General features: G+C 61.4%; 23 protein-coding genes. 2 read left to right on the top strand and 21 right to left on the bottom strand.

Annotation, left to right across the window (positions count from 1 at the left end; all coding sequences use genetic code 11):
• The first annotated feature begins 56 nt into the window (after window positions 1-56).
• Window positions 57-899: a hypothetical protein gene (locus tag ACSSV4_RS15295; RefSeq protein ID WP_007803482.1), complete on the top strand. Its 843-nt coding sequence runs from the start codon at window positions 57-59 to the stop codon at window positions 897-899.
• Window positions 900-1,034: 135 nt separating this feature from the next.
• Here ACSSV4_RS15295 and ACSSV4_RS15300 read toward each other — a convergent pair whose 3' ends face one another.
• Both ACSSV4_RS15300 and ACSSV4_RS15305 read right to left on the bottom strand, forming a co-directional pair.
• Entirely contained in the window at window positions 1,035-2,396 is a 1,362-nt protein-coding gene (locus ACSSV4_RS15300) for an ISNCY family transposase (protein WP_454275989.1), read from the bottom strand.
• 208 nt (window positions 2,397-2,604) lie between these two features.
• On the bottom strand, window positions 2,605-2,802 hold the full coding sequence (locus ACSSV4_RS15305) for a hypothetical protein (RefSeq protein ID WP_271690383.1): 198 nt from the start codon (window positions 2,800-2,802) through the stop codon (window positions 2,605-2,607).
• 112 nt (window positions 2,803-2,914) lie between these two features.
• Here ACSSV4_RS15305 and ACSSV4_RS15310 point away from each other — a divergent pair, with 112 nt between their 5' ends.
• A complete protein-coding gene (locus ACSSV4_RS15310; protein ID WP_454275990.1) occupies window positions 2,915-3,235 on the top strand; it encodes an ion channel in 321 nt (106 codons plus the stop codon).
• Window positions 3,236-3,261: 26 nt separating this feature from the next.
• Here the strand turns inward: ACSSV4_RS15310 and nhaA are convergent, their stop codons facing one another.
• From nhaA to ACSSV4_RS15405, 19 genes are all read right to left on the bottom strand, one after another.
• Window positions 3,262-4,404, bottom strand: coding sequence for a Na+/H+ antiporter NhaA (gene nhaA / locus ACSSV4_RS15315; RefSeq protein ID WP_454275992.1), 1,143 nt, complete (start codon window positions 4,402-4,404; stop codon window positions 3,262-3,264).
• Window positions 4,401-5,735, bottom strand: coding sequence for an APC family permease (locus tag ACSSV4_RS15320; protein WP_454275993.1), 1,335 nt, complete (start codon window positions 5,733-5,735; stop codon window positions 4,401-4,403). The genes nhaA and ACSSV4_RS15320 overlap by 4 nt, the downstream gene beginning before the upstream one ends.
• Before the next feature lie 24 nt (window positions 5,736-5,759).
• The gene (locus ACSSV4_RS15325; RefSeq protein WP_380718140.1) at window positions 5,760-6,812 is read right to left on the bottom strand and encodes an NAD-dependent epimerase/dehydratase family protein; all 1,053 of its coding nucleotides are present in this window, start codon (window positions 6,810-6,812) and stop codon (window positions 5,760-5,762) included.
• 180 nt (window positions 6,813-6,992) lie between these two features.
• Entirely contained in the window at window positions 6,993-7,640 is a 648-nt protein-coding gene (locus tag ACSSV4_RS15330; RefSeq protein WP_454275994.1) for a methyltransferase family protein, read from the bottom strand.
• Window positions 7,637-7,906 carry a DUF2933 domain-containing protein gene (locus tag ACSSV4_RS15335; RefSeq protein ID WP_454275995.1) on the bottom strand — a complete coding sequence of 90 codons (270 nt, stop codon included), beginning with the start codon at window positions 7,904-7,906 and terminating at the stop codon, window positions 7,637-7,639. The genes ACSSV4_RS15330 and ACSSV4_RS15335 overlap by 4 nt, the downstream gene beginning before the upstream one ends.
• Before the next feature lie 107 nt (window positions 7,907-8,013).
• Window positions 8,014-10,494, bottom strand: a complete 2,481-nt coding sequence (locus tag ACSSV4_RS15340) for a phosphoketolase family protein (protein WP_454275996.1) — start codon at window positions 10,492-10,494, stop codon at window positions 8,014-8,016.
• An 18-nt stretch (window positions 10,495-10,512) separates the two neighbouring features.
• Window positions 10,513-11,415, bottom strand: a complete 903-nt coding sequence (locus tag ACSSV4_RS15345; RefSeq protein WP_454275997.1) for a ribose-phosphate diphosphokinase — start codon at window positions 11,413-11,415, stop codon at window positions 10,513-10,515.
• Entirely contained in the window at window positions 11,412-12,920 is a 1,509-nt protein-coding gene (locus ACSSV4_RS15350; RefSeq protein ID WP_043847457.1) for a thymidine phosphorylase family protein, read from the bottom strand. The genes ACSSV4_RS15345 and ACSSV4_RS15350 overlap by 4 nt, the downstream gene beginning before the upstream one ends.
• Window positions 12,917-14,299 (bottom strand): MBL fold metallo-hydrolase, encoded by a 1,383-nt coding sequence (locus ACSSV4_RS15355; RefSeq protein WP_043847458.1) that lies wholly within the window; start codon window positions 14,297-14,299, stop codon window positions 12,917-12,919. Before ACSSV4_RS15355 ends, ACSSV4_RS15350 begins: the two co-directional genes overlap by 4 nt.
• A 2-nt stretch (window positions 14,300-14,301) precedes the next feature.
• Window positions 14,302-14,661, bottom strand: coding sequence for a DUF5676 family membrane protein (locus ACSSV4_RS15360; RefSeq protein WP_043847459.1), 360 nt, complete (start codon window positions 14,659-14,661; stop codon window positions 14,302-14,304).
• Window positions 14,662-14,770: 109 nt separating this feature from the next.
• Window positions 14,771-14,935, bottom strand: coding sequence for a hypothetical protein (locus ACSSV4_RS15365; RefSeq protein WP_157835932.1), 165 nt, complete (start codon window positions 14,933-14,935; stop codon window positions 14,771-14,773).
• Between the two features lie 183 nt (window positions 14,936-15,118).
• Window positions 15,119-16,315, bottom strand: a complete 1,197-nt coding sequence (locus tag ACSSV4_RS15370; RefSeq protein ID WP_223228152.1) for a phospholipase D-like domain-containing protein — start codon at window positions 16,313-16,315, stop codon at window positions 15,119-15,121.
• A gap of 124 nt (window positions 16,316-16,439) precedes the next feature.
• Window positions 16,440-17,600, bottom strand: a complete 1,161-nt coding sequence (locus ACSSV4_RS15375) for an NAD(P)/FAD-dependent oxidoreductase (RefSeq protein ID WP_454275999.1) — start codon at window positions 17,598-17,600, stop codon at window positions 16,440-16,442.
• Window positions 17,601-17,892: 292 nt separating this feature from the next.
• Window positions 17,893-18,588 carry a CBS domain-containing protein gene (locus ACSSV4_RS15380; protein WP_454276000.1) on the bottom strand — a complete coding sequence of 232 codons (696 nt, stop codon included), beginning with the start codon at window positions 18,586-18,588 and terminating at the stop codon, window positions 17,893-17,895.
• Window positions 18,589-18,627: 39 nt separating this feature from the next.
• Complete coding sequence (gene petA, locus ACSSV4_RS15385; RefSeq protein ID WP_185805114.1) at window positions 18,628-19,227, bottom strand: ubiquinol-cytochrome c reductase iron-sulfur subunit; 600 nt, start codon at window positions 19,225-19,227, stop codon at window positions 18,628-18,630.
• On the bottom strand, window positions 19,224-20,069 hold the full coding sequence (gene fabI / locus ACSSV4_RS15390) for an enoyl-ACP reductase FabI (RefSeq protein WP_185805115.1): 846 nt from the start codon (window positions 20,067-20,069) through the stop codon (window positions 19,224-19,226). The genes petA and fabI overlap by 4 nt, the downstream gene beginning before the upstream one ends.
• On the bottom strand, window positions 20,062-20,241 hold the full coding sequence (locus ACSSV4_RS15395; RefSeq protein WP_017469950.1) for a hypothetical protein: 180 nt from the start codon (window positions 20,239-20,241) through the stop codon (window positions 20,062-20,064). The genes fabI and ACSSV4_RS15395 overlap by 8 nt, the downstream gene beginning before the upstream one ends.
• Window positions 20,242-20,247: 6 nt before the next feature.
• Window positions 20,248-22,011, bottom strand: coding sequence for a DUF3141 domain-containing protein (locus tag ACSSV4_RS15400; protein WP_295039465.1), 1,764 nt, complete (start codon window positions 22,009-22,011; stop codon window positions 20,248-20,250).
• Window positions 22,004-22,333, bottom strand: a complete 330-nt coding sequence (locus ACSSV4_RS15405; RefSeq protein WP_185805116.1) for a hypothetical protein — start codon at window positions 22,331-22,333, stop codon at window positions 22,004-22,006. Before ACSSV4_RS15405 ends, ACSSV4_RS15400 begins: the two co-directional genes overlap by 8 nt.
• Window positions 22,334-22,348 lie beyond the last annotated feature (15 nt).

A 22,348-nucleotide genomic window follows, 5' to 3' on the forward strand; every position in this document is an offset into this window, starting at 1 on the left:
GGCAAGAATGTTGTTGTCTCACGACATGGCGTCGGATCTCCAAGGAGACCTCGACCATGGAACCTACGACCGGCCTGATCCTGCGACGGATCACGCAGACAAATCTCTCTGTTGCAGCGCACAAGCTTGCCACCCTCATCCTCGATGCCATCGCCTGGAAGGATGGCTACAACGGTTTGTCGCGCGGAACGGCAGCCTTCACCCTCTCTGCCCTGGCAGAGAGGATGGGTGTCTCACGACAATATCTTTCGGTTCTTTTGAGCGAACTTGAGACGTCGGAGTTGCAGCTCGAGCGGGCGAAGCCGAATGGCAAGTTCGCGCCCTGGATCTTTCGGTTTTCCGCCTTCGACGAGGAGAGTGAAACCCATGATCTCGTGTCAGGTGAAGGTGACACATCACTATCTAGAGATAATAATAACAAAACTATCTTCGCAGGACTGATCGACATCACAGCGAGTTCGAATGTTTTTCAGACCAGTTGGGCAGAGCTCATCAAAGCAGCGAAGGCCACGTTGCCCTGCTGGAACGTCGACACCCAGGTCATTTGGGACCGCTTCCTCGCCTTCAATCGGTCCCGAGGCAACGGCAGGGTGCCGGCCGGCTTCCTGCTTGGCTTCATGCGCCGATGGCGGAATTCGTCGGGGACTCGGCCTCGTCCCGAGGTGAAACCATCGCAGAAGCGGGTAGCAGACCCCAAAGAGCGCGAATTGCTGAGACAGATGCAAGCCGCCCCGACTGCGAACCGCCAGTTCCACGCGTCCGACCTGTGTCGTTTGATCGGTCACGCTGCCTACGAAGCGCGCGTACTGGATGTAATCCGCAAGTTTGGGTGCCAGAGGTTTTCAGCAACCTTGGCGGTGCACGGACGAGCGGTGTTAGCAGGGGAAATTTCCAGGTAGGTTCGCTTGCCAAGCTTTGGAGCCGAGAAACACGGCGCGATTCATGTTGCAACCAAGTAGAAATGTCACCTGGTTTGCAAAGTAGAAGTGTCACCAAATGCGCTGAGGGGAGCAAAGCCTGACAGGGCGGAGACCTCAGCTATCGCAGCCCTGACTGGCTTTGCGTTCAGCGATGCGCTTTTGGTCTGCAAGGCTGTTCCAGCCATCGTTTCGGCGACCGGTCGGCTCATAGCGAGAACGCTGTTTTCCCGCTCGGCGTTTCTTTGGCGGAGCCTTGTCCTGTTCCGCTTTGATGTGCTCCAACACTGCGCTCAGGTGCTTGTTCTCGGTGATTGCCGCATGGGTGACACGCTGGTCCTTGTCGAAGACGGAGTAGGGGAGCGAGACGCCCTTCCAGCGGAATTCCAGACGACCGTCAGCGAACTCGTAGCTATCGACATACTTGCCGGGCAGGCCACGGGTGATCTCGTTCTCTTGCAGGATGATCCGCAGCCGCTGGTAGGAAAAGGCCAGTTGCTGGCCGACATAGCGTTCATCACGAAAGCACAGAATATCCGCCAGCCGATCCGGCTCCACATTCAGCGCGCGATGCAGATCGTCCGGCCGGCGCGGGGCCTTGGCAAATCTTGCATTGTACCGTTCCATGAACACCGGAAGGAAGGCGTTGGCGGATTGCATGTCCGAGATGCCCGCCAGGCGCAACTCTTTCACCAGCCGGTCCTGAAGCGTCCGGTTGGCGCGTTCGACACGACCCTTGGCTTGGCTGCTGTTCGCGCAGAGGATCTCGATGTTGAGCTCGTTCAAAACACGGCCGAACTGGGTCATACCATGGCCTGACTTCGCGCCTTGGCTCGCGACGCGGAACACCGTGTGTTTGTCGCTGTAGAACGCCACCGGGCGTCCATGCGCATGCAGATAAGCCTCCAGCGCGCCGAAGTAGCTGAACGTGCTCTCAGACGTCACGAACTCCAGATGCATCAACGTGCTGGTCGCATCGTCAATGAAGACAAGCAAGGTGCAGGCAGGGCCGCGATCTTCAAACCAGTGGTGATCCGATCCATCTATCTGGATCAATTCACCATAGCATTCCCGACGTAATCGTGGCTGATGAAACGTCCTGCGGTGTTTACGCGACAACCAGATCCCGGCATCCTGCATCCACTTGCGCAGCGTTTCCCGCGAAACCTTGAGCCCGTGATCTTCCTCGAGCTTCTCCGCCGCCAAGGTCGGTCCAAAATCGATGTAGGTCTCCCGAACCAGCGTCACCGCAAAATCACGGATCGCCGGGTCGATCCGATTGTTCGAAGCCCGGCCGCGCGCCTTGTGCCGGATCGCCGCCGGACCATCAGCCTGAAATGTCTTTAGAAGACGGTGAACTTGTCTGCGGCTCAATCCAAGCACATTGGCGGCCGTCACAGCCGTCATCCGGCCTTGGCTCACTTGGCTCAGTACTTCTATGCGGTTCAGTTCGCGCTCGCTCATGATCACCAATCCCACAGACACACTCCAATCCTGTTAGATCAACAGGGAAGTGTGACACTTCTACTTTGCAAATGTGGGACATTCTAACTTTGCGCGTACAATTCAATATCCGATAGTGAAGTTTATGTTAATTATGGTGGTGAACGCCCAGATATCTGAGAGTCGTTCTTTTATTAATTTTTGGAGAGTTTCTGTCGCCGAAACTTCCAGAAAGCGACCAATTTCAACATTGGCTTTCCCGCGAAGCAGGATCGGTCAACAGGCGCTGCAATAACGCGCAATACAATGCCTCCCACATCGCCCAATAGCCCGAGCCTCCAAAAATGGCTGATCCTAGTTTATCTTGACGCATTGGGTCATAACCCATTCTCGTGCCGACAAGATCAAGAGAGAGATCACAGTTGTTAGTTTCGATAGCCATATCTGTCGCACTCTTTGTCGCAACAGCCTATCTGCATTTGGTATCCCTGCGCTTCTGCTCCGGCCACATGGCATCCATTCCGATGTGGCCGCATACGCGCGTTCTGTCTATCGTGAGTCTGTTGTTTGTCACCCATCTGTTCCAGATCGGGCTCTTCGCAGGCGGCTTCTGGATTGCGGGGGCGTGGTTCGGGATCGGTGGCTTTGAGGGACCCGACATGGCACACCCGCTCGACTATCTATATTTCTCGGCTGTCATGTACACATCGCTCGGGATTGGCGATATCGTCCCAACCGGACATATGAGGTTTATCGCCGGTGTCGAGGCCCTCAACGGGTTCCTGCTGATTGCCTGGTCCGCATCCTTCCTGTTTGCGATGATGAACCGCCTGTGGGACTGGGAGCCTTGTGTCGAGCCCAAAGACGAGGAGTGAGGCATCCGTTCTAGGGGCTCAACCAATCAGCGCATCTTGAACGCAATGATGCCGAGCAATGCGGCGAAAGCTGAACTGCTCACAACGGCGAGTTTTGCCATTGCGGCGATCGGAGTTGCATCGAATGCCGCACCGACGATGAACAAGCTCATGGTGAAACCGACGCCAGCCAGCAGTGAGACCCTAATGACGTCCCGCATCGAGGTGCCGGGCGGGAGTGTTCCGATGCCGAGGCGAAGCGCTAGAAGTGTTCCGCCGAGAATTCCCAAAGGCTTACCGACAATCAAAGCAATCGCAATGCCGATTGCGACAGACCATGCCTGTGGGTCAGCAGGAGGAAAATCCATCATGACGCCGCCGTTGAAGAATGTGAAGATTGGCACAACAAAGAACAGAGCAACTGGCGAAACGCGCCGCTCGGCGCGCGCTGTCGCTCTTGGCGGAAACGACGACAGCGGCAATGAAATTCCGACAATTGCCCCTGCAATGGCTCCTTCGAGACCGGTCAGTATAAGTCCTGCCCAGAGAACGCAGCCGAAGGCGAGATAAGGCAAGAGAGATGCCCTTCGGGTTCGATTGAGCAGAAATAGACCTGCTAAGCCGCCAACCACCACCCAAAGCGGCCAAAACTGATCGAAGGCTCCGTAGAACAATGCGATGACAATTACTGCGCCAAGGTCGTCGAAAATCGCTGCGGCTGTGGCAAAGGCGATGACCGCAGGGTCAACCCGGCCCGAAAACAGCGAGAGGACGCCAAGGACCAAGACGATGTCTGTCGCAATCGGGATTGCCCAGCCACGCAGGGCGACGGCATCTCCGGCATTGAGCCCGAAGTAGATCGCTGCCGGCACAATCATGCCCCCAAGCGCCGCACTTGCCGGAAGCATGGCCGCACCGGGTTCGGTCAGCGCCCCACGGGTCAGCTCAAGATTTGTGTGAAGACCGATGAGAAAGAAGAAGACCGTCAGAAGGCCCTGATTGATCCACTCGATCAGAGGGGCTTCGATTGCCCAGTCGCCCGCCCCAACCCGCAGAGGCAGGTGATGCACAATCGCGTAGATGTCCGCCAGCGGCGAGTTCGCGGCCACTATACCCAGAGCAAGACCGACGAGCATGGCGAACCCCGCGCGCCGCCCGTCGCGAACCGATTGCGTGGCAACATCCGTCAACTGTGGGCGGGCTCATCTTGCGGCGCCAGCCAGCGCGACAGGTAGGCGCGTTCGAACAGAAAGACTCCCGCGATCGTAAGGGCCGCGTAGGCGACAATCGCGGGATCGCTTTGTAATTTCATGGCAGTGAACGCGACCAGAACGATCGCATCAAACCCGAGTGCTGCAAGAATGATGACACCCGAGGCACCGATCTCTGCCCTGCGGTAGCGCCAGACACCCCAATGCACGGCCATATCCATCATCAGATAGAAGAACGCACCCAACGACGCGATGCGGCTCAGATCGAAAAACACAGCAAGGAAGGATGCGATCACCACGGTGTAAACCAGCGTATGCCGCTGGATCGGACCGGACATGCCGAAGTGACTATGCGGGATCATCTTCATATCCGTCAGCATCGCAAGCATCCGCGAGACCGCAAAGACACTCGCCAGAACCGCCGAGGCCGTCGCCACAACGGCCAGCAGGACCGTTAGCAGGAAGCCTACCTGCCCCAATGCCGGTTCCGCCGCCTCGGCCAGCGAATAGTCCTTGGCGGCAATGATCTCGTCTATGGTCAGGCTGGACCCGACACCGAAGGCCACGAGCAGATAGACGACGACGCACAGCGCAATCGAAATCATGATCGCGCGCCCCACGTTGCGGTTGGGATCGGTGATCTCGGCGCCGCTGTTGGTGATCGTCGTGAACCCCTTGAACGCAAGAATGGCAAGCGCGACCGAGGCGACGAAACCCATCGGGCCGAAATCCACAGCGTCCCGCGACGCGGCTGCGAATTCAAACCCGCTCGACCACAGGGCCGCGATCCCGAAGAGCGCGATGCCCCCGATCTTGATTGCGGCCATGACCATCGAGAACAGCCCAATTGACCGGTTGCCCGCGATGTTTACGACGAAGGCGAAAAGGATTACCCCAACGGCCAGGATGGGCACCAGCGGCCCGCCCTCGATATCGAACGGACGCAAAAGATAGGTGGCAAAGGTCCTTGCGACGAGGCTTTCCGCGATCACCATGCTGAGCGCCATCAAAAGCGCCGCCCCCGCGGCAATCCCGCCGGGTCCGTAGCATTTTTGCAGGATCATCCCGATCCCCCCTGCCGAAGGCCAGGCGTTGGACATCTTGATGTAGCTGTAGGAACTGAACCCGGTCACGATCGCACCGATGATGAACGCAATGGGAAAGAGCGGCCCGGCCAGTTCGGCAATCTGCCCTGTCAGGGCAAAGATCCCTGCCCCGATCATCACGCCCGTGCCCATGGCAACCGCGCCGCCCAAAGTGATGGAGTTCTTCTTGTAGCCGTCGCCGCCGTGGCCGTGCTCGTGATTCATGATTTGCCCCGTCTTTCCCGTTTCTTAATTTGGCCTTTGCCAAGCGTTCGTGTGTATGGCCGCTCCGCCTGCCAAGTGGCGACGCAGACCGCTCAGCGCCTGCTCCAGATCAAGGTGGTCAACAATCGAATTGGCCCCTGCCTGTCGCGCATCGCCGAACCGCATTGCATCAAGTGTCACCAATATCATCGCAGCCGTCAAATCAGCCTGATCGCCACCTTCGAACAGGTTCGCGGCAATCTCTTTGCCGTCGCGATCGAACGCAACCGCCGCGATCCGTGTTCTAAATTGCCCGAATTGCGGCAGCCACTCTGAAAGCTTTGTCAATCGCCGGGAATGCTCTGACATCCAGCGTCCGAGCCAAAGCCGTTGTGCCACTGCAAACAGGCGTGTGACAAATGGCGGATCGACGGCCAGGTAATGGTGAACACGGACTTCGCGTCCGCCAGGATGAATTCCCTCATCGGGAAACGCCACATCGAGCGCCAGTCTCGGCGCCTCGTTCTGTGCGAAACTAAACCACCAGGGGTGCGTGCCAGGAAATACAGACCGGCCCGTCACCGGGTCGTCATAAGGCTGTCCAAGCGTCCGAAAGAACCACTCAGACGCTGCCTTCCCGTAGTGACGGCCCATGCCAAGCTCGACTCCGATACGCAGCGTCTCTACCCGTTTGTCGCTTGCCAGAGCTGCCGCCATCAATGTGCTGAGACCCGGAGCAGTTCCAACACCCGTCACAAGACACCCGTTTGTCCCGTCCGCCGCCCGGATCAGGGCGTGGACATAGCTCGGCGTCGCCGATGTATCGAGCACCGTACCGCCTCTTGCGAGAATTTCAGCGACCAGCCCCGGCGGTGTCGCTTCGGTCAGATTTACGACCATGGCGTCGTCGGGAAGTGAATGGGCCGCGTCGGGGCGCGCCACGTCGAGGGCTGTGTAAACCACGTTTTCATGCGCCGTTTCAACCGCACGGTTTCGCCTGGAAACCGCCCAAACCTTCCATTCCTGATGGTCGGAAAGGAGGCGAACAAGCCGCGACCCGACATCACCGGATCCTCCGAGGATCACCAGATTGCTCACTCCGTTCACCCTCTTGGTCTCGGCGCTTCTAAATCGCAAATCCGTCTTGCATTTCCGATATCAAACTCAATCTTCGATCAATTCGCAGGCGAGCGCTCGATCGTCGGCAAAAACTGACGCCGCTCCGGTTTCCCGATAGCCAGCTTGCGCTCTGCAAAAAACGGAACAGAACGCTTGCGTTCATTGCGCGGCAACTTCCCGGAATCGAGGCAGAAACGCGGGAACATCCTCTGCATATCTCTCCCATGCCTCGCCAAACCGGGCCCGGCTGTCGGCCTCCTCGCTCTTGGCAAGTCGCGCATACATCCAGACCAGAACCGGGAACATGGCGAGCGTGAGGATCGTCGGCCATTGCACAAGGAACCCGGCCATAATGAGAACGAATCCCACATACTGCGGATGCCGTATCCGGGCGTAGGGGCCTGTGATGGCCAGTCGCCCGGCCCGCTGAGCGGCCCAGAGATGGTGCCAGGCCACCGAGATCAGCCAGAAGCCCCCACCGATGAATGCAAAGCTGAGGAAATGGAACGGCCCGAAATGCGGGTTCGAACTCCAGCCAAACATCATTTCCGGCAGGTGCCCGCTGTCATGGGCAAACCAGTCAATCCCCGGCCAGTTGGATTGGAGCCAACCCGACAGGAAGAAGATCGTCAGCGGAAACCCGTACATTTCGACAAAAAGCGCGACGATGAAGGCACTGAAGGCTCCGAAGCTGCGCCAGTCGCGCGATGTTTGCGGCTTGAAGAAGCTGAAAGCGAATAGGATGAAGACCGCTGAATTGATGAACACGAGCAGCCAAAGGCCGTAAGATGATCCCGGGTCGGTCATGTTTTGTCATCTCCCGACCCGTGACCACCATGCCCGCCGTGGCCACCATGCCCGCCATGCATGAAGAAGTGCATGCCAACACAAAGCAGCAAAGGGAGCCAGATCAGCAATCCACTGCTCAGAATGTGCACACGGTGCTCGTAACCCAGCAGAAGTCCGCCAAGGATGAGCGCAAAGATCAGGTAGATGCCCGCGCGTGATTTCCAGAACGAGGGCGGCCGCGGCGGATTGTCATTATCCAAATGTTTTTCGTGATGTCTTGTCATAACACATTCCCGTAGTCAGTTGTGGATCGAGGATACATGAAACCAGCCCCCACCCGTCGGAGCCATTCGCGCGGTCTCTGCAAGGTTCTGGCCAGTCGTTTTTCGCGTCATACGTCATGTCCCTTGAAAAGAACTCCTGCGGGCGCGCGACGTCCCTGAACCGCATCGAATTCGGCTTCTGTCAGAAAATCCAGCGCCCGCCGCCCCGTGACATCCGCCGCAGCCGCAAGAACATGCGCCCAGGTTGATCGGTTGGCGAACAGCATTCCGTCTGCATCGAGTGTGCCACCGCGACCGCAGAACCCGAGGAATCTCGACTTCCGCGATCCGGTATCGAGGCGGCGGAGGAGACCGCCGAGCGGCTCCGGCCTGGTATGCGAGACAAAGACCCGGGCGCCTGCCGTTTCGGGAAAGAACATTTCGAGCGTCGCGTCGGAGGCGGTCATCTTCGCCTCATGATCGTCGCGGGGGCTGCGGAACCGTCCCGGCTCGACCATCACGATGACACGGTGCCGCACGCTCTTTTCTTTCAGGCGATCCGACGCCGTGAGAGTTTCGGCCAGTTGGTAGGCGCCGACGGCGACCAGGATCAATTCCGGGTCATCGCCACCGACATCGCGCAGGCAGACCGCGCCGTCGGCCAGCACCCGTTGCGCCAGTTCGGGAGATAGCACGTCTGGAACTTCGCGCTTGGGAACCACCATCGTCCAGATCGCCCCGTGTGATCGAAAGACATCCCGCAGGCATGCGACGGCACTGTTCCAGTCCACAGGAAACACGACGCGAGAGAGATCGGACATCTCCGCCCACATCGTTTCGGCAGCGGTCGTGTCCTGATGCGACAGCTCGTTCTTGCCGTTCTCCCACGTGTGCGAGGTGAGGACGACCGGCAAGCCAAGCCAATAGGGCTGGCGACCTGCGACGGTCAATTGCCGCGTGAAGATCAGATCCTGACGCAAGGCTCCAAGCATTTTCGTGGCGAAGGCTTCGTAGGAGACTGCCAGATTGAGACCGCCCTTGTTTGCCAGAACGGCGCATATGACGGCTTCTTCGTTAAGGGCTGTTATGACGCCACCGGTCTCGGATTCCGGCATCCCGGGCTCAGGGGCGGTCACACGATGCTTCAGCAGATCTAGTGTCGCGTTCATCCTGTTGCTGCGCATTTCATCAGGGTTGCCGACGCGGGCGCGCAGGCCGGGATTGGCCAGGACAAGCGCTTCGAAGTATCGGTCGAGACCTTCCATCGGCGAGACGTTTCTGCGACCCTCAGAGGCGTGCCACGGCGGTTCGGGCAGGCTGGGCGTCACCGCCGGGCGCGAGATCAGGGGATGGGCCCGCTCCTTGGGACGTCCCGAGGCGTCGTGGTTGTTGAGCGCAAGCACCGCATCCGACAGGTCTTTTGGCGGCACCCAGAGATTCGCGGCACCCTCGTTGAAGTCACGGCGGGCGGCCGCGTCGGTTCGCGGATTGCCCTCGAGCGGCAGGTTATGCGCACGGTTCGTGCCGGCGCCGGGAAATCCAAAACCTTTGACCGTCTCCGCGATGCCGTAGTGCAGACGGACCGCAGGTGCTTCGTCCTTTTCCCGGACGGCCAGGGCATCGGCGGCGAGACGTTCCTCGATCTCAAAGATCGCCCAAGCGAAGGCTGCCGGATCGCGCCCGTCCAGATCGATCGGATCGAAACCGTTCAGCCGCAGGTGCCGACGGAACCAGTCCACGCCGCCGGATTGCGCCATTGTCGTGCGCTGGTCGATCCGTCGACCGTTCGCGATCATGATCGGGGCGACCGGCCCGGTGTCTTTCGAACGCCACCAGCGCGGTGCCCAGTCGCTTCCGCGCTGTTCTTCGAAAGCACCGTCACTCATGAACGCCACAAGATGTTCACCGGGCTGAGGCATGTGCCCGTAGAGCAGCCCGGCAAAGCCGAGATAGCCGCCTTCGATGAGACCGCCGGCGGTATGCGCGTTCACATGGCTGCCAAGCGCAGATGCGGGGCGTCCCTCGACGGTGATCTCGTAGGAATAGAAATCCCGAACGAAGCGCGTCAGGCCGGGATCGGAAAACGAGTATCGGTTCTCCTGTTCGGACGACATGTTGTCGACGATGAGGTTCACCGCGTCGATCGCGGCAACGCAATGCCCCTGTCCCATCAGCCAGGATCGTGTCATGCTGCCAAGCGCGTTTGCAGCCAGATAGCCGACATAGGCAGGGACCATGTTGAGCGACCCGCCGGTATGACCATCGGGACCGGCTTTGAAATCCTCGGCGTCAAGCGGTGTCCCGTCCGTGCGCACGTTTCGCGCATAGGTCATATGCACAACGAGCCACATTGCCGCCTTCGTGATCCGGTCTGCTGCGGCGAGGATACGCCAGGCTTCGGCCCTGTCGCGCACACGCCCGCGACGCTCGAGAATATCCACCATGTCGTGGACCCGCACCTGTGTCAGGTCGTCATGGGCCGCAAGACCCGCGCCAAGCGCCCAATCCGCAAAGGCCGGTTCGTTGTCACGATAGAGAGCGGCCCGATCCCTTGTCCGCACTTGCCCGGCGGCGGGCGTCTCCAAATGCCTGTTGTGGTTTTCGGACATCCTGATTTCCCTGCTTCTCTAGTCGATGCTTGTGCCCGCTCGCACCCCAAGCGACCCGAATGCTTCAGCCAGAACGCTGGCGATTCGGATCGCATTCGATGGATGCGGTATGGTGTCGGTGGTGATGATCCTTGCGGCACCGGCTGCCAGAATGTCATCATGCGCGGAACCGGCGAAAACCGCGTGGATCACGAGGCACACCGGCGCGCGGATGCCCGCCGCAACGAGCCGTTCAATGGTGCGCACCAAGGTCCGCCCCGAAGAGGCGATATCGTCCAGGATCACGGGCGTGCCATTGCGCAACGCGGCATTGTCCGGCACGCTGACCTCGACCTGACGGTCGCCGGTCCGGACCTTGCGCAGCACTTCATAGGGCCGTCCGGCCAGCCGGGCTACCTCGGCCACCCATTGCTGGCTTTCGCTGTCGGGCCCCAAAAGAACGGCGTCGGGCAGGTTTGTCTTGATCCAGTTCGCAAGCAGTGGGGCGGAAACGGCGCGCACCGCTGGGATCGGGAAAACTTCCTCCAGCCGCGCGATCCGGTGCAGATGCGGATCGACCGTCACCAGCCAGTCGAAACTTTCCCCCAGGAATTGCGCGAACAGCCGCGCGCTGACCGCCTGCCCGGCCTCGAAACGGCGGTCCTGCCGCATGTAGCCTAGATAAGGTGCGATCAGACCGACGCGCCGCGCGCCCATCTCGCGGGCCGTCGCCGCGGCGAAACGCAGGGGCAGCGCAAGACGGTCGGGATCGCGCAATGTCGCCAGGAGCGCCACGTCGGCCCCGTCCAGATCGCCCGGCAAGGTCATCAGGCTTTCGCCATCGGGGAAATGGTGCCAGTCGAGCGTGCGCAATTCCGCCCCCATCGCGAGTGCCAGAGTTTCGGTCAGTAGCTTCATTTCGGGAAACGGTATGAGGATCATGGGCCCTCCTCGGACAGCGTGAGAACCCCGGTTTGGGATTCGGCATAGGCCAGGGCATAGGCCAGTTCGCCCGCTGTCTCGGCATGGAGTTCATAGAGCGGCTGGCCCTCGTCCACCCGGTCGCCCAACCGCACCAGCAAGCGAATGCCTGCGCATTTCTGACGCGGCGCGCCTGCCAGCTTGGCGATGCGGGCGATCCGGCGGTTATCCACGGATGTCAAAAGGCCCGCGTGGGGGGCGTGTATCTCGATCCGCTGCGCCGCCGTTCCGGGTTCCCGGAACCCGCCCTGCGCCTCACAGATCGCCATGAACCTGGCCTCAGCCGCGCCGCTATCCAGCAGAGCCCGGGCCCGGTCTCGTCCCTGCCCCGCCACGCCGTCGGGAGCGAGGTCCAGAAGATGCCCGGCCAGATCCAGCGCCCTTTCGCGCAGGTCCGCAGGCGCATCCGGCGCGCGTCGCAGGACCGCCAGCACGTCGATGGCTTCCAGCGTCGGGCCGATGCCGCGCCCGACCGGAGCGATGCCGTCGCTGATATGCAGCGCCAGGTTCAGACCCAACGCATTGCTGACCGCTGACACACGGACGCCGAGTGCCTCGGCAGCCTTCTCAGAGCGCACCTTGGCCGTGGGTCCGACCGGCATGTCGATCAGGACATGCGTGGCACCCGCCGCGGCCTTCTTCGACAGTACGCTTGCCACCAACTGACCGGTCGAGTCGAAATCAAGCGGGCGTTCGACACGAATGAAATGATCGTCGGCGGGGCTGAGGGCGAGCCCGCCACCCCAGACGATGCACCCGCCTTCTGCTTCGACTACCCTGCGCAGCGCGGCGGCGTCGAGCGCAACGGGTGCCATGGCCTCCATCGTGTCGGCCGTCCCTGCCGGCGACGTGATCGCACGGCTGGACGTCTTGGGAATCAGGTGCCCCGCTGCGGCGATGATAGCAACCACGATCGGCGTCGTTCGATTGCCCGGCAAACCGCCGACGCAATGCTTGTCGAGAATGGTCCGCCCTCCCCAGTCGAGCGTCTGCCCGGCGCCCTGCATGGCGCGGGTCAGTGCCACGGTCTCGGGCTCATCCAGCCGCTCACCCGCACAGGCGGTGACGAAAGCGGCAAGCTCGAGATCGGACAGCCGGCTGTCGAGCGTGTCGCTCACGATTGCCGCGAACCCAGCCTGATCCAGCCTGTCGCCATAGGCTTTCGACCGGATCATCGACGCGGAAACGGGCGGTTCGGGATGAGAAAACGCTCCCTTGTCCCCTGCTCGCGCACCAAGCGCCGCCCAAGCCGAGGCGGACAGCGCCGCCTGATCCACGTCAAGCCACGCTCCGCGGCCAACGACATTCAGGGTTGCGATGATCCAACGGTCCTCCAGGTCGATCCGCACACGGGTCTGGGCCGCGAACCCCTCGGAGCGACAGATGTGGCAGTCTTCGTTCATATAGACGACCGGTTGCCGGTAGGTGTCGATCCCGGCGGGGACAAGAGCAAGCGTATCGGTCATCGCGGCCGGTCCAGATAGACGGATTCGAGGTGCTCCGGGACGCGCACGGATCGTCCAAGCTCGTGTTTGACGCGAAATCTCAGGGTGTCCGCAGCCGAAGGTTCCCCGTGGGTCAGATAGGTCATCGTGGGTGCGGGACCGGCGGACATCCAGCGCAGGATTTCGTCGGCATCGGCATGCCCGGAAAAGGACTGGAGCTGAACCACTTCGGCCTCGATCGGGAACTCTCGTCCGAACATGCGCAAGGTTCGCGCGCCATCGGCCAGCACCGCGCCACGTGTTCCGCCGGCCTGAAAGCCGGACAGCAGGATCGTGTTCCGCCTGTCGCCGCCAAAGCTTGCCAGATGGTGCAGGATGCGCCCGCCGGTCAGCATTCCGCTGGCGGAGACGATGATCATCGGGCCCTGGCGCGTGTTCAGATCCTTCGATTGCTCGACCGTGTTGACGCGCTTGGCAATCTCGAACATCGCGACGCAGTCTTCGCGGCTGACGTGATGCTCTGCGTGGTGGCGGTGATAGATATCGGTCGCATCCACGGCCATCGGGCTGTTGAGGAACACCGGTACATAGGGAATGTCCCCCCGCGCCATGAGCCGCGCGATATGCAGCATCACCCCCTGCGCCCGTCCGACCGCAAATGACGGGATCAGTACCGTGCCGCCACGGGCAAACGTGCGCTTCAGGACTGGGGCCAGTTCGGCCTCGGGGTCGGTATCGGGATGGGAGCGATTGCCGTAGGTGGATTCGCAGACCAGCACATCGGCTCCACCGAACGGTTTCGGCGGCCGCATCAGCGGATCGGGATCATGGCCCAGATCGCCGCTGAAATGGACGACCCTGTCGCCGATCTCGAAACGGATCTGGGCGGCGCCCAGAAGGTGCCCGGCCGGGATGAAACGGGCGGCGACCCCGTCGCCGAGGTCGATCCTCTGATCGAAGCCATGCGGCCGAAGGCGTTCCAGCGCCGCCTCTGCATCCTTGAGCGTATAGAGCGGTTTGGGGTTCTTGTGTTTGGAAAACCCCCTCCGGGCGGCAAAGCGCGCCTCTTCTTCCTGAATGTGTCCGCTGTCGGGCAGGATAAGCCCGCAAAGGTCTGCTGTCGCCTCGGTGCAGTGGACCCGGCCGCCGAACCCCGCCCGGATCAGCGCCGGCAGGTATCCCGAATGGTCGAGATGTGCATGTGTGAGCAGCACAGTGTCGATCGTGTTCGGACGCACGGGAAACGTTTTGCGGTTGCGTTCTCGCAGGTTCTTGAACCCCTGGAACAGGCCGCAATCCACGAGAATGCGCCGTCCCATGGCCTCGATCAGATAACGCGATCCCGTCACGGTCCCGGCGGCACCCAGAAAGCGTAGTTTCGGACGTGTGATTTGTGTCATGCCTAAGTCTCCCTATTCGCGATGGCGTTGAAGAGCCCGCCGAAGATCAACGCGGCATACCAGCCATAGAGAAAGCTCTCGACCAGACCGACGATGAAGCCAAGCGGTGTCAGCCAGACGAACCCTGGCAGCAGGCCGGACCAGGTCTGGTACATCGCATAGCCGGGAAAGATCAGATCGAACGCGATGCAGACCAGATAGGTCACCGCCAGAAACAGGCTCAGCGCCCAGCCCAGCGGCACAAGTGGCAGGCGCGCGCGCCCCGTCGCGGTATCCGCGCCCATGACACATGCCCCGCACGTCATGCGCAGGGCCAGGAAAAGGATCGCCGCGACTGCGGTGAAATAGATGATAGGCATCATGGCTTGTTCCCTCCTCGCCGCCGGTGGGACCGGTCCGCAAGAGCCTTGCTATCCGGCGCCGCCGTGCCGTGGCTCGCGCGGGACGCAGATCCCGCGCGGGGGTGTCGTGTCAGTGGCCGCAGCAGCAGCCGGATTTGGCCGGCGTCTCCTTGGCGGATTCCGTGACGCGCGGCTCGGGCTTGGCTTGGCCCTGCGCGTCGGATTTGCCGCCGCAACATCCGGTCGATTTCTCGGCGGCGCTGGCTTGCTTCGGGGTATTGGAAAGACTGTCCATCTGGACCTCCTCTTGTTGCCTTCGTTCTATAGACGCGGCTCGACGGACAGCATTACAGGAATTCGGACATTGGCGCGTTTGCAGTGTGAGGATGCGGGCGGTCTCGCAGGCCGGAGGCAGTCGTTTGGCAGCTCCGACCGGGACGCCCGATCCGGGCTGGCATGGGTCGAGCGGTTCTGACAGCTACAGCAGTCGTCGCGCGGCCCAGCCAATCGCCTCCAGGCCACGCGCGCGCAAGCCGCGGCGGTGCCACGCCGGCTGGGTGATTTCAGCGGCCTCTGCGAGGTCGCCCAGATACTGCGCCTGCAGTTGCTCGGCCAGGGTCCGATCCCGAGCGATCAACACGAGCTCCTGGTTGATGAACAGGCTTCGGTAGTCGAGGTTTGCCGAGCCCACGATCGACCAAGCCGCGTCGATGACCGAAGTCTTGGCATGCAGTTGGCGCGGCAGGTATTCATAGACCCTCACGCCCGCCGACAGAAGGTGCGCATATGCAGCCCGAGTCGCCCAGCCGGCGACCGGCGGATCGCTCCGGCGGGGGACCAGCAAACGTGCGTCCACGCCGCGCCGGGCGGCGGCCTGAAGCGCGCGGTCGACCACGGTTCCAGGACTGAAATATGGTGAGGTCAGATAAACGTGGGTTTGCGCCATTTCGATCAGCCCCGCATGCAGACAGGCAAGCCGCTTGCGGCACAGGCGCGAGTAGCTCGGCACCAGCAACCCCTCGATCCCCTTGGTATCATCGGGAATCGCGCTTGCCGGAAGCTGGCCAGCGTCAAGCCAGAGTCGCTCGAAATGCCTGACAGCGAGCTCCACCAGCGGGCCCGCGACGCGCACATGGGTGTCTCGCTGACGGGTCTCGCCGTGAAGTCGGCGCGAGTTCAGTCGGCGTATGTTGAAACCGCCCAGGAATGCTTCCCGGCCATCGACGACCAGAAGCTTGCGGTGGTTGCGTTGCAGATATCTCAGCGGGTGCAGCAGGCTGAAGGGGCGAAACCAGCGGAACCGGACCCCGGCCTGTTTCAATTCGTGTCGCAGCCTGCGAAAGTTTCTCTGGCCGGCACCGAAGGCGTCGAGGTGCAGCCGCACGTCAAGGCCGGCGCGCGCTTTTTCCGCGAGCGCGGCCACGAAACGCGCGCCGACCTCGTCGGCCGCAAAGATATAGGACTCCATGCGGATATCGCGCGTCGCGCGCTCAATCGCGGCGATCATCTCGTCGAAAAGCACATCGCCTTCGACGAAAAGCCGGAACGTGCCCTCGCCCTCGCCGAGGTCCGGCACACACATCGCAGCGCGCGCATGTTTGCTCGACCGCGAGACGCCCGTTGCTTTGCGGCTGATACCGTCCGCCCGAATAAAATTTCTGTCAAAGACGCGCATGGTTCCCGCTTAGCGCATCGTGAATCTGGCAGCAACGTCAGGGTCGTCGACTGGTGCGCCGCTTCCTGATATGATGGCGCGAGAACCTGCTTTGATCTCGATGGTGGCGCGATGGCCAGGGCGGTCAGACACCGGACGGATCATGGAGACCGTGCTGGCACCAGACGCAATCGCAAGCGACATGGTCGCAACTGCGGTCTTTGAGAGGTTCGCGATAGCGAAACCGGGCGAGCGGCAGCACGAGGCGCTTGGTAAACGACAGCCGATAGGCCGTCGCCAATACCGAGCGGGTGTCGTTGGCACCGAGTTTTCCGATCAGATAATCCAATCCGCGCGCGCCGGTCCGGTTGAACATGAACCGGTTGACCACGCCGGCACTCAGGCCCGGTTCCAAACTCTGCCGCCAGGCTTCGGTGTAGTCGGTTCCGTGTATCAGGCTCTCTGCCGCCAGCCGGCCCGTTCGCATCGCATAGCGCAACCCGAATCCTGCCAGCGCGTCCTGAAACCCCGCGTGCTCGCCGATCACCGGTTTTCCGCCCTGCATCGCTGTGCGTGGCAATCTGACATTTCCGAAACCGCCGAAGCCGCGCGCATTCTGCATTTGCAGCCCGGCGTGACGTTCGAAATACGATACCGTCGCCGCAAGATGCTTCGCCTGATCGCGAAACCCCGTAAAGATGCAACTCGCCACCGTTCCGCGTCCTTCGTTCACGAGTAGATAGGCGTAGCCGTTCGGGGCAAGTTCCGGCCCGAACGCAAGCCAGGCACCATCGGGCATGGCCGTGTCAAAGACGTAGCCGACCGCGATGATATCAGCACGGCGCGGCCCGCCTGCCAGGATCATGTTCCCCGCCGTGGCCGTGACCCGATCATTGAACCGCACCTCGACCCCGGCCGCTTGGGCCTGATCCAGCAGGGCGCGGTCCAGCGTCCCCACGGCGTTGCCCCGCCGCAACAGATAGAACAGGGGCTTTGAATCATGAACCCGGTGCGCCGTGGCGCGGCTGTCAAAGACGACGCCTTCGGTGATACCGCGATGATCGAGATCGGCGGCGATTCCGACCGCAGCGAGTTCGTCCAGAACGTCCTGCGCGTCGGTCCAGTTCTCCAGACCCTGAAAATCGTCATGGAAACGGTGACCGACATCCTTGTGCCATTCACGCACCGTGACCCGGCGGTTGGCCTTGGCCAGAACTATCGCGCAGACGAGGCCCGCGGGCCCGGCTCCAACAATTTCAATCTGGTCATCGCTGGCGGCGGAATGGTCGGGCACAGGTGCCATCATCCCGCCGCTTTCCGGCACCCGGTACCCTCGTGCCTTCTGGAGTCCAGAGTGCAACCGCAGGATCCACCGACCGGTACCATGCGGCAGAGGACAAGCCGGTCAACCAGTTTATGCGACGATGCCAGGCATCCTTCCCCTGCCGAAACTTGTGTAAACACCTGCGAGGTCCGATTCCCCCGCAGGCCATTTCTCCGTGATCTTCTGCACCACATCGGGGCCTTTCGAACATGCAGGAAACTTTTCCGGCCCGCAGGCCATGCAAATGGTGCGGAGCCTTGGCCGACAGTATTGATCATATGCCGTAGGACCAAGCCGGAAGTCGGCCCATATGGATGTCGACGCTGCGGACACCAGACACGTTTTCCACCGCGACGCGAATGGCGTTCTCTTCGAAATCGCTGTCGGCAACGCCCCAGACCGCCACATTGCCGTTATCAACTGTGTAGTTAACCAGATTGACCGCTGCACCGGGCACCTCTTTGAGCGCCTCGTCAATCTTGGCGCGCAGCACCCGATCATCGTTTGAGGGCTTGGAAAGTGCCCCGTCCGGAATTGCCGACAAGGCATGTAGCAAGTTTGCCCGACTGACGATTCCGACCACGCGCCCCGCGCGCAGCATCGGCACCCGTTTGATCCGGTGCTTTTCCAGAAGGCGCGCGATCTCGGCGACCGCCGTGTCCTCCTCGACCGAAACGACATCGCGGGTCATCACGTCAGTAACATGGTGGCTGTTGAGCTTGACAAAGTCGTGGGCGGAATCGCCCGACCCGCCCAGCAGTTCGAGCCACCAGGATCGGCGTGGGCCGTCGGTGTCGCGGACGCGCCGCATCAGGTCTCCTTCGCTGACCACTCCCTTGAGGGCGCCGTCCGCGTCTACGACGGGTAGCGCGCTGACGTGATGGTCGAGCATCAGTCGCACGGCGTCCTCGATTTTTCCGTCCTGCGGGACGGAGATCACGGACGTCGTCATAATATCCTTGGTTTGCATGTCGTTGCCTCCTTCGCAAGTAATGGGTCGATGCACCGATCAGGTGCCGATCACCAGTTGCAGGTCATCGCCCAAATCATAGGGTGGGATGTCAAGGTTGCGTGGTGCTGGTCCTTTCCGTATCCGCCCCGACGTGTCGTAATGCGATCCGTGACATGGGCAGAACCAGCCGCCGAATTCTCCGACTGCGGATCCGTCCTGACCCAGCGGTATACAGCCGAGATGGGTGCAGACACCGATAACGATCAGCCACTCACCAGCTTCGTCCGCCGTTCGGTTCTCGTCTCGCGCGGGAACGTCGCCACTCAGGTTCGGGTTCTCGCGCGCACTGTCGACAGTGTCGACAAGATCGTCGAGTTCGACCGCGCGCGCCGCCTCGATAGCCGCAACAGACCGGCGCCAGACGAAGACCGGGCGCCCCCGCCACTTGACGGTAATGCGCTGGCCCGGTTCGACGCCGGACAGATCGACCCTGACCGTACCGGAGGCGGTCACGTCGGCTGAGGGGTTCATCGAGTCAATCAACGGCCAGACCGCAGCCCCGACGGCAACTGCGCCTGTGGATGCCGTTGCATAATAGAGAAAATCGCGGCGTTCCTTTGCGGTTGCAGGAACAGGGTCGTCTTCGGCATGGGTCATTGTGAATCCTCCCGATTGGCGTTCATCTCGGATGCGACAACAGGGCTTTCGATGTGAACACCCGCGTCTACATGCAATACTTCGCCGGTGATGCCGCTGGTATAATCGCTAGCGAAAAGCAGCGCCGTGCGGCCCACCTCGTCGGCTTCTATGTTGCGCAGCAAGGGTGCTGCGCGCTTGGTCGCCTCTAGAAGGCCCGAAAAGCCGGTCAGCCCCGATGCCGCACGGGTCAGCACCGGACCCGCCGAAATAGCGTTGACACGGATGTTTGACGGCCCGAGTTCATGCGCGAGATAGCGCACCGTGGCTTCGAGCGCCGCCTTGACCGGCCCCATGACGTTGTAGTTTTCCACCACGCGTTCGCCGCCGAGATAACTCAGCGTGATCACGCTGCCACCATCGGTCATCAGCGGTTCGGAAAGATGCGCCATACGGATCAATGAATGAACCGAAACGGCCATCGCTTCCGAGAACCCCGCGGCAGAGCAGTCTGTCAGACGACCGTGCAGGTCGGCGGGGGGCACACTGCCAATGGCATGAAGAATGAAATCCAGCTTTCCCCAGCGTTCTGCGATGGCATCGAAAACGGCATCGAGTTCCTGTGGCGCCTTCACATCGCAAGGCAGGACGATGGGCGCTTCAAGCCGCGCGGCCAACGGTGTCACGTGGGTCTTGGTGCGCTCATTAACATAAGTGATGGCCAGCTCGGCACCCGCCTGCCGGAAGTGCAGAGCGGCGGGCCACGCCAGACTGCGTTCATTCGCGATGCCGATGACCAAGCCCTTGCGACCGGACAGGTCCAAAAGCTCCACGGGATCGCAGCATTCGGGGAAGTCAGGCATCTTCCGATTGAACCCGGGTATCGGCGGAGGCGTCCGGCACCTTCTTCTGTGCAGTTTGACGCTTCGCGGTCTTGCCGTGCTTATGCCCGCCGTGTCCATGCCCGAAGAGATGCAATGCAGCCATCCCGCCGATCACGAGGACCAGAACCCAGTTTTCGATAATCCATTCCATGATCCTTCACTCCTTGTTTGGTATGGCGGTCGGTTGGCCCGCTTGTGTGGTGGTGGCGATGGGGAAACTGCCGTACATCGCGCCAAAGACATGTGTGAGCCATGCATCGCGCGCTTTGCGCAAGGCACCGAGGTTTTCGCCGGTACGCGCGAACAACGCGCGTTCGGCAAGGATGGCGGGATGGTCTTTCGGCAGAGGATCCCGCGTCTCACGCACGGAGTCGGCTGTGGATTTCACCAGCGCCATCCAAGGGTTCACACGCTCGGAAAACATCGTTCTGGTCCATCGCATCGGATGCAGGGCGCGCAGCATCTCGGCACTGGCAGGGGACGTCGCGGCCTTGATCCAAGGGCTAACAAATGTCGAATAAGCCGCCTCGTTGATCCGTGACATCTGCGCGACCTGGGCCAGCGCTCCATGGTCTGACCCAAAACCGAGATCGTCGACGTCGCGCGGCTCGAAACGCACGTCGTAGTCGTCGGTCTTGCGCTTTGCGCCCCCGGAAGGATTATCGATGACCATCTCATAAAGCCCGGGCGCCAGCGCCTCGACCGCCTCCAGGCTTTCCAGGATCGCCCGATGCTGAAGCCGCGCGACGGACCCGGAGACGAAGATGCCCAGATGCCCGACAGTCTCGTGCGTCATGTAGACGATGCGCTGTCCGGCAGCCTTGAGCGCATCGGTGTCAGGATATAGCTTGGCAATCCAGCCCAACGCCTGCTGCGGCGGGGTGATGTTGTCGCCCTCCGAGGCAAAGACGATGATCGGGTTGCGGATCCGTTTCAGATCGATGGTACAATGCGCGTCCAGTTGCATCTCGCCCTGCTCCAGTCGATTGCCGATGAAAAGGTTCTGAGTGATGCCGAGAATTTCCTCGCGGCTCAGCGTATAGTAGCCATTCCACCAGCGTTCGAAGTCGAGGAACCGTTCACGTTCGGTATCGGCATGGGAAAAGAGGTTGGCGTATTTCTCCCAGATCGCCTTTTCAGGTTGCAGGGTCTCGAAGTTCTGCGCCAGCCACGCGCCGTCGAACCGCCCGTCGCCCAGATCGGCGATCATGTGCGCCGCCCAGGATCCGCCCGAGAGCGCGCCGAGCATCCGCATCGGGCTGGTGGCCGCGTCGCCCGACCAATAACTGAGCGGAGAGCCGTTCAACACGATGGGCCCGGTCAGACCGTCGCAATCGGCGGCCAGCAGGGCGGCGGCCCAACCGGCCTGACAATTGCCGTAGAGCACGGGTGCCGCGTTCGGGTGACGGCGGGCGACTTCGGTGACGAAGTCACGCAGTGCATAGTGTACGTCAGCCAGCGTCTGGCCGGGCATGGGTTCTGGAAAGAAGATCACGAAATAGACCGGATGGCCCTCGTGCATCGCCATGCCGACTTCGCTGTCATGCTTGAAGCCGCCGATACCCGGCCCATGTCCCGCGCGCGGATCAATGACGATGACCGGCGGCTTTGCCTCGTCCACGCAATCGTCCCAGCAATCTTCGCCTGCCCGCGTGATCCGGAGCAGTGCATAATTGGCGGGCCGTTCAAAAGTGCGGGCATCCAGCAGAAGCTCATAGTCGAAATCCAGAAGCGGCGGCATGCCCTGACGTTCATGTGCGATCATGTTGTCGGCGCGTTCGCGTAACGTGTCGAGGAACAGCACCCAGCGTTCAAAGGCGTCCTGAGCGTAGGGCACATTGGCACCAGCGGAGGGCCGTTTAGTCTCAGGTGCCGTAAGTTGCTCCGGCGTCACAGTCGCAAGGCGCAAGCTCTTATTCATTGTTGGCTTCCTTCTGTTCATAGATTTCTCTGGATGGCCGCCCTGCAAGAAGCGCAAGTGCGAGGTTCTTTGCGACATCCTCGCGCAGACCGGTCAACAGGTAGGCCGCATCACCGGGCTTGAGGCCCAGTGCGCGCGCCGCTAATTCCGGGGGTTGCTTCAAGATTTCCATGCGCTGGAACAACGCCAATGCCATCGGGGCGTCTGGATGCGCGGAGGCCTCTGCACAATTGCATATCATCCGCGACATGAACTCCGGAACGGCGGCATTCCGCGACGGTTCCGTTGCTCCCGAACGAAAATTCGTCGTCTCCCGTGGCATGATCCCAGTCCTCCT

It is taken from the genome of Roseovarius sp. MBR-154, assembly GCF_053628595.1.